Annotated in this window: 1 protein-coding gene; it reads right to left on the reverse strand. The window is 63.8% G+C overall.

Translation table 11 applies throughout. The annotated features are described in order from the left end of the window. Window positions 1–30: 30 nt before the first annotated feature. A protein-coding gene (locus ACJH6H_RS29710) for an IS3 family transposase (RefSeq protein WP_406776389.1) occupies window positions 31–1,301 on the reverse strand; the annotation gives its coding sequence in 2 pieces (ribosomal slippage) (window positions 31–1,028 and window positions 1,028–1,301; 1,272 coding nt in all). Between the last annotated feature and the right edge of the window lie 54 nt (window positions 1,302–1,355).

Here is a 1,355-nt window from a genome sequence, read left to right on the forward strand (position 1 = left end):
TGAACCGCCCCGAGTTTGATGCACACCGGTTTATTGGTGCGCAGCCTCTGATTGGGCTGTGCTCGTAGCGTAGTAGATGGTCTCGTATTCGATCGGTGGGATGCGGCCCAGGCGGTGCATGAGCCGGTCGGTGTTGTACCAGTGGACCCAGTCGGCGGTGAGCAGTTCTACGTCGGTCAGTCGGTGCAGCGGTCCGCGACGGAATGGGGAGTCGTCGCGGACGGCTTCGTTCTTGTACAGCCCGATGGTGGTCTCGGCCAACGCGTTATCGAAGGCATCGCCGACCGATCCGATCGAGGGCACCAATCCGGACAAGGACAGGGTTTCCCCGAACCGCACCGACGTATACTGAGAGCCCGCATCCGAGTGGTGAATAGTGCTGCCCGACAATGGATTACCATCACGACGCCGGAGTTGCGCGGCGTGGCGGATTGCCCGCCGCACGAACGCATCACTCTTGCCCGCTGAGCAGGTCCAGCCCACGATGCGCCCGGCGTAGGCGTCGATGACGAACGCGGTGTAGACGAACACCCCGGCGGCCAATCTGACGTAGGTGAAATCGGCTACCAGCAACCTGTTGGGCGCCTCAACGCGGAACTGGCGGTCCACCAGATCCGGGGCTCGCCCGGCAGCCGGGTCAGCGATGGTGGTGCGAACCTTCTTACGGCGGGTCACCCCACGCCACCCGTTGTCCCGCATGAGGCGCTCCACCGTGCAGCGGGCCACCTCGATGCCCTGACGGCGCAGATGGGCCCACATCTTGACCGCGCCGTACAACGACTCGGGCTTGCGGTGTCCGTGTTCGTCGGGTTCGTAGTAGCCGGCCAGCACCTCAGTAATGGCCATATCCCACAAGGCCCGCGCCGATGGCGGCCGCGCCAGCCAGGCGTAGAACGTTCTCGGGGCAATCTGGCAGCCGTGCTCGGACAGCACGCGGCAGATCGGAGCGACCCCGAACCGAGCACGATGCTCGGCGATGAACGCACAAATCAGCGGCGTCGCGGGTCGCTCTCCCGCGCGAAGAAACTTGTTGCCGCCTTGAGGATTTCGATGGTTTCCTCAAGCTCACGGTTCTTACGTTTGAGCTCTCTGTTCTCGCGCGCAACGTCGGTGGGCACCCCTGCCCGGTCCCCGGCGTCGACCTCGCTCTGGTTGATCCAGCGGCGCAGCGATTCGTAGGAGACACCCAACCGTTTGGCGACCGCGGTGATGCACGCCGTGCGGGTGTCGTACTCCTCGACATGGTCAGCGACCAACCGCACCGCCCGGGCCTTGAACTCCTCGTCGTACTTCTTCGGCATGATGCGAACAACCTTCCCTCGAAAGAAGGTGTGCATCAAACTCGGGGCGATTCA

This window comes from Mycobacterium sp. SMC-21, assembly GCF_045310825.1.
In the GTDB taxonomy this organism is placed as follows: Bacteria; Actinomycetota; Actinomycetes; order Mycobacteriales; family Mycobacteriaceae; genus Mycobacterium.